At 65.2% G+C, this 5,228-nt stretch carries 7 protein-coding genes and 2 pseudogenes; 5 read left to right on the top strand and 4 right to left on the bottom strand.

All coding sequences use genetic code 11. The features are described from left to right. A partial coding sequence (locus tag ACTWQJ_RS45975; protein ID WP_443312336.1) for a hypothetical protein occupies window positions 1-490 on the bottom strand: 490 nt, incomplete at its 3' end. A 316-nt stretch (window positions 491-806) separates the two neighbouring features. Here ACTWQJ_RS45975 and ACTWQJ_RS45970 point away from each other — a divergent pair. From ACTWQJ_RS45970 to ACTWQJ_RS45960, 3 genes and pseudogenes are all read left to right on the top strand, one after another. Continuing rightward, window positions 807-2,063: pseudogene (locus tag ACTWQJ_RS45970) on the top strand (IS256 family transposase). Between the two features lie 61 nt (window positions 2,064-2,124). Next, window positions 2,125-2,856: an HAD family hydrolase gene (locus ACTWQJ_RS45965; RefSeq protein WP_443312335.1), complete on the top strand. Its 732-nt coding sequence runs from the start codon at window positions 2,125-2,127 to the stop codon at window positions 2,854-2,856. A 135-nt stretch (window positions 2,857-2,991) separates the two neighbouring features. Next, complete coding sequence (locus ACTWQJ_RS45960; RefSeq protein ID WP_443312334.1) at window positions 2,992-3,459, top strand: GNAT family N-acetyltransferase; 468 nt, start codon at window positions 2,992-2,994, stop codon at window positions 3,457-3,459. Window positions 3,460-3,603: 144 nt separating this feature from the next. Here ACTWQJ_RS45960 and ACTWQJ_RS45955 read toward each other — a convergent pair whose 3' ends face one another. Further along, window positions 3,604-4,005 carry a hypothetical protein gene (locus tag ACTWQJ_RS45955; protein ID WP_443312333.1) on the bottom strand — a complete coding sequence of 134 codons (402 nt, stop codon included), beginning with the start codon at window positions 4,003-4,005 and terminating at the stop codon, window positions 3,604-3,606. Between the two features lie 84 nt (window positions 4,006-4,089). On the opposite strand from ACTWQJ_RS45955, the gene ACTWQJ_RS45950 reads away from it, so the two are divergent. Both ACTWQJ_RS45950 and ACTWQJ_RS45945 read left to right on the top strand, forming a co-directional pair. Then, entirely contained in the window at window positions 4,090-4,272 is a 183-nt protein-coding gene (locus tag ACTWQJ_RS45950; RefSeq protein ID WP_443312337.1) for a hypothetical protein, read from the top strand. Next, window positions 4,251-4,364 (top strand): annotated as a pseudogene (locus tag ACTWQJ_RS45945) (IS21-like element helper ATPase IstB); the annotation flags it as partial. The gene ACTWQJ_RS45950 and the pseudogene ACTWQJ_RS45945, both read left to right, overlap by 22 nt. A 61-nt stretch (window positions 4,365-4,425) precedes the next feature. Here ACTWQJ_RS45945 and ACTWQJ_RS45940 read toward each other — a convergent pair. Together ACTWQJ_RS45940 and ACTWQJ_RS45935 are read right to left on the bottom strand one after the other, a co-directional pair. Further along, on the bottom strand, window positions 4,426-4,728 hold the full coding sequence (locus tag ACTWQJ_RS45940) for a DUF6404 family protein (protein ID WP_443312332.1): 303 nt from the start codon (window positions 4,726-4,728) through the stop codon (window positions 4,426-4,428). 125 nt (window positions 4,729-4,853) lie between these two features. Then, entirely contained in the window at window positions 4,854-5,060 is a 207-nt protein-coding gene (locus ACTWQJ_RS45935; RefSeq protein ID WP_443312331.1) for a hypothetical protein, read from the bottom strand. Between the last annotated feature and the right edge of the window lie 168 nt (window positions 5,061-5,228).

Raw genomic sequence — 5,228 nt, 5'->3', positions numbered from 1 at the left:
TCCCGGACCACGGACACGATCCGATGGCGCCGGATGCGGAGCGAACGCGGGGGACCAGTGTGCCCAACACCGTTCGAGGCACGCGGCTGAGCATGTGCAACTCATGCTCAGTCTTTAGGAACGGTTCACCGGGACAGTGGGGACTTCCGGCGATGTCGTGAATAGCCCTGACCTGGGCGAGAAACCCACCGCAGGCGTGAGCGAAGAACAAGGCTGTGAGCAGCACGAACCTGGCGTAGCCCGTGCCGTACTCCGCAGAGATGCAGGACAGGCGCTCGCGGTCGATGAAGCCGCCGTACACCGCAAGGCCCCCGTTACTGTAGGGGGTGAGCTGGTCGACGATGGCCATGACAGTGTCGGCCTGCAGCCGTTCAATCTGGTTACTGACCAGCACCGCCTCCTGGACAGCACTCATGTAGACCTCGATGGCCTGCTCCGAAGGCACCACGCTGTGTGAACGGTTCTTCTTCCGCGCCTTCTTACGTCCCACGCGCTGCCTCCTCTGTGGTCGCCTCGGGAAGCGGCAACGTTTCGCCTCCGACAGAACACACGCTGGCAAGCCGTGAACAGAGAGCCAGTGGAAGCACCGTACCGGGCTTCGGGCCCCGTGGACGTCACCCCGACCGACCGACCCGCGACGACTGGACGTGAGACGGATCGGTAGGCGACTCGGTTCGTTGAGGAGCAATGCTCAAGATCTGTGGATCGGCCTCGGGTTGGACGCGAACGGGCGTACCTTCCCGAGTGATCGACTTCTGATCTCCGAGTAGGCCCGCGCTGCGAACGCGGGTCAGGAAGGCACGCCCGTGCTCAGGGTAGTTAATGCGGATGGAACGACCGAGACCGGCTCCCTGATCGACGACATCGTCCGGGAGGGCGCCCGCCGGATGCTGGCCGCCGCGCTGGAGGCCGAGGTCAACCAGTACATAGCCGAGCTCGCCGACAAGCGTGACGAACGAGGCCGGCGCCTGGTGGTCCGCAACGGCCACCACCGCGAACGGACGGTGACCACGGCCGTAGGTCCCGTCGAGGTCCACGCGCCGCGCGTGAACGATAAGCGGGTCGACGAGGTCACCGGAGAGCGTAAGAGGTTCTCCTCCAGGATTCTGGCTCCGTGGTGTCGCAAGTCCCCGAAGGTCAGCGAAGTGCTACCCCCTGCTGTACCTCCACGGCCTGTCCAGCGGGGACTTCACGCCCGCGCTGGAGCAGTTCCTGGGCTCGACCGCGGGGCTGTCGTCGGCGACGGTCATGCGGCTGACGAAGCAGTGGCAGGCCGATCACGCCGCGTTCCAGGACCGGACTCTGACCGGCAGCGACTACGTCTACGTGTGGGCCGACGGCGTGCACCCCAAGGTCCGCCTCGAACAAGCCCACTCCTGCGTCCTGGTCCTCATGGGCGTGCGCGTGGACGGCACCAAGGAGCTGATCGCGATCGCAGAGGGCCTACGCGAATCGACCGAGTCGTGGGCCGACCTGCTGCGGGACTGCCGCCGACGCGGCATGACAGACCCCGAGCTGGTCGTCGGCGACGGCGCGATGGGACTCTGGAAGGCCCTGGCCGAGGTGTTCCCCGCCGCCCGGCATCAGAGGTGTTGGGTCCACAAGGCCCGCAACGTCTCGAACGCGTTGCCGAAATCCGCGCAGCCCGGCGCGAAGAAGGCGATGCAGGAGATCTACAACGCCGAGGACCGCACGCACGCCGAGAAGGCGATCGAGGAATTCGCGAGGACCTACGAGGCGAAATGGCCCAAGGCGGTGAAGAAGATCACCGACGACGCCGAGGAGCTGCTGGCGTTCTACGACTTTCCCCCCAGCACTGGGTCCATCTGCGCACCACGAATCCCATCGAGTCGACCTTCTCCACGGTGAAACTCCGCACCAAGGTCACCCGCGGCGCGGGCAGCCCAGCCGCCGCCCTGGCGATGGTCTTCAAGCTCGTCGAGTCCGCCCAGGAACGCTGGCGCGCGATCACCGCACCCCACCTCGTCACCCTGGTCCGCAACGGCGCCCGCTTCGAGAACGGTCACCTCGTCGAACGTCCCGAGGACACCTCCGCGGCGTGACCCACCTCAACTGATTGACAGATCTTGACAATTACTCCAAGTGCCACGGGATGATCACCCCATGACAGATGTGATCTTCTTCGATCTGGACGGCACCCTGGTCGATCACCGAAGCGCAGTCTGGGAAACGATCGGCCAGATCATTCAGGCCGCGCCGAACGCGACGGCTCCACCGGAGGAGCTGGCGACGTTGTGGTGGACGCTGGAGGCGCGCCACATGCGGGAATACCTGGCCGGTCAATGCTCCTTCGCTGAGCACCACCGACGCAGACTCCGTTCCTTCCTGCCGATGCTCGGCGAGCCGATTCCTGAAAGCCCCGGCCTTCTGGACGCCTGGATCACCGAGCACTACCTCACCGTGTTCGAGGAGTCCTGGCGGTGCTATCCCGATGTCCAGCCCTGCATGGAGACCCTGAAACAGCTTCCCCACGGACCGCGTCTCGCCGTTCTCACCAACGGGGACCCTGAACAGCAGCGCGCCAAGCTCGCCCGCTTCGGCCTCCTCGAATACTTCGAAGCCGTCCTGACCCCGACCGACCTCGGTGCGGCCAAGCCCGCCGCCTACGCCACCGCCTGCCAGCGGATGCGGACGGACCCCGCGCAGGCGATCAACGTGGGCGACATGCTGGAAAGCGACGTGAACGCAGCCGCCCTCGCCGGACTCACCGGCATCTGGCTGGACCGAGGCATCGACTTCGTCACCGGTGGACCATCGCCGACAGCAGACGAGACGGTCCCCCGCATCGAACAGCTCACCGACCTCCCCAACCACCTATCACCCACGCACGCCTGACCAGCCCTCACGGCCTTCACAACTGAGCATCCGGACGGCACCGACCACGCCAGGCACAAGGACTGGAGACTCCTGGATGCAGTGCGGAACGCGGGCCCACAGTACGAAGAACGACTCATGCGAAAGAGGGAACCGGTGAGCAACACCGTTATCAACGCCGAGCCGGTCGACGCGGCTGACGGCCGGGAACTGCTGGAGGAATATCAGCAGGAGCTCTTCCAACGCTGGAGTGGTCCGCTGCTGCACGATCAAACCGAGGCGCCGGCGGCCAACACGGGACTGGTCCCACCCGGTGGGCTGTTTCTTCTGGCGAGGGTCAACGGTAGCCCGGCGGGCTGCATTGGCATCCGGGCGCTGTCCCCAGACGTCGGCGAGATCAAGCGCATGTTCGTGCGCCCTGCGTTCCGCGGCCAAGGGATCGGCCGGAGCCTGCTGGCTGCCGTCGAAACCGAGGCCCACAAGCTTGGCCACACCCGGCTACGGCTGGACACCATGGAGGAACTCATCGAGGCTCGGGGCCTCTACGCCGCCTACGGCTACGTCAAGATTGCCCCGTACACCACCAACCCCTACATCCGACACTGGTTCGAGAAAACCCTCTGAGTACACGCCTTTGCGCCGGATCTACTGCTACGGCAAACGACATGAGCCGCATCCAGCCTCAACAGCAGAAAATCTGATCCACAGGAATTGACAATGACTCTTCGTTGAGCCGGGACAACTCGTACCGCCACTGCAGTCGCGACGTCAGGCGAAATCCCACATACCGCGGTGGTTCAGGAGCAGGACACCTTCCTGGTGAGCTTCGCGGACCACGTCAACCCCTTCCGCGGCGTGGTCGATCGGACCCATTGCATCGAGCTGTCCAATCTCGCGGGCCTGCTCAGGCGTGAGGGTGCCGGCCTGGTCGGCAAGCGAGGCGGCAACATGGAGGGTCATCTCCAGGATCTGACTGATCTGCTGCGCCGCACACATGGCGGGCCCTGTGAACGGATCGTCCATTACGAACGCATCGCGTCGGATAGCCTGCTCGAGCTTCAAGTCGGCCATGGTCAGCGGCCTTTGATACTCGTCGATCAGCCATTGGGTGGCTTTATTCACGAGTCGTGACGGCGGTTGTACACGGGTTTGGGAGGCGCCCAGATCCACGGTCGGGTGATGTTCACGAGTTTTGTCAGCACCGAGGTACTTGCCAGGACAGCATCGGGGTGTTCCCGGTGAAAGGTCCTGGTCATGCCGCAGATGTCGAAGGTCGAGCTGTACGCGGCGATCCGGCGAGACCACCGGGCCGGCATGACGATGCGGAAGCTGGAGCGCAAGTACAACGTCGCCTGGCGGACGGTCCGCAAGGCCCTGGACTCGGCCTGGCCGGAGCCGCGCAAGCCGCTGCCGCCGCGGCCGTCGTCGACCGCCTGACCTTCAACGGCACGATCATCGAGACCGGCACCGACTCCTACCGGCTCGCCTCCACCCGGGCCCGGGCCGAGGAACCCGCCAAGGCCGGCTGACCCGCGCACGTCCCACCAGCCGGGGGCCGGGGACTGACCATTCCTTCGGGCCCCGGCCCTCTCAAGATCCGTCCCATATTCCCAGACGCTTGAGCCGACGCTGCCGGAGCCGCTCTGAGACGGCCGTGAGACCGAAGACAAGCCCCATGAGCAGCCCGAACATCACAGCGAACAGGGGATCATCCGGCTCCTCCTCACGCGACAGCAACAAGAGGAAGAGGGTGAAGGGCACAGCGACACAGAGGCCGGTGCCGATCGGGTGTCGGGCCACCCATTTCTGGATCCGTGTCGGACGCCGCTGCCCACCCAGGGCCCGGTCCCAAGACCAGAACCCATCCGCCAGAGACCGCCGCCAGTTCGCCACGGCAGAAGGATATGGCAGCCGATCGGCTGCCCCGGCCGAGAGCTCACCGCCGGGCAACGGCCTGCTGGCCACCAAGCTCAGGCAGCGACGTCATCTCTCGTGAGCATCCATGAGCCTCAGGATCGCTAACTGCTGCCCAAACAGGCAGATAAACGCTGCTGCTTGAAGTGAACGAAGCCACATTGGGCGCCCTCCTCGCCAAACTCGTCGACGAGCAGCTCCTCGGGACAGGCAAGGTCGTAATCGGGGTGCTTCCTCGGGGTGGCATCGGCACCTCTTGAACGGCCGCTCTTGGCCAGGCGGCGCGGTGTCCGACGGCCCTTCTTCGGCATCCGGAGTCCCTTCTGAGTCAGGCAATGGTGGCGGTCACTCTGCAGGATTTCTCCAGTTCGGATAGCTCGGCCAGCAGCGAGGCTTGGCTTGGGGCACGGCCGGACTGAAGTCGAGCACCATCTCTAGCGTGTCAGGGCCCAGACCGCACACGACGCGCGCGATTGCGC

The sequence above is a fragment of the Streptomyces sp. KR55 genome (assembly GCF_052245645.1).
Classification (GTDB): Bacteria; Actinomycetota; Actinomycetes; order Streptomycetales; family Streptomycetaceae; genus Streptomyces; species Streptomyces flavusporus.
Note: the sequence above shows the minus strand (reverse complement) of the source record. Positions and strands in the feature narration are given on the sequence as shown.

Bases quoted from the DNA above. Each gene is read 5' to 3' on its own strand.
- ACTWQJ_RS45965 (WP_443312335.1), top strand. From the start codon at position 2,125: ATGACAGATGTGATCTTCTTCGATCTGGACGGCACCCTGGTCGATCAC.
- ACTWQJ_RS45935 (WP_443312331.1), bottom strand. From the start codon at position 5,060: ATGCCGAAGAAGGGCCGTCGGACACCGCGCCGCCTGGCCAAGAGCGGC.
- ACTWQJ_RS45950 (WP_443312337.1), top strand. From the start codon at position 4,090: ATGCCGCAGATGTCGAAGGTCGAGCTGTACGCGGCGATCCGGCGAGAC.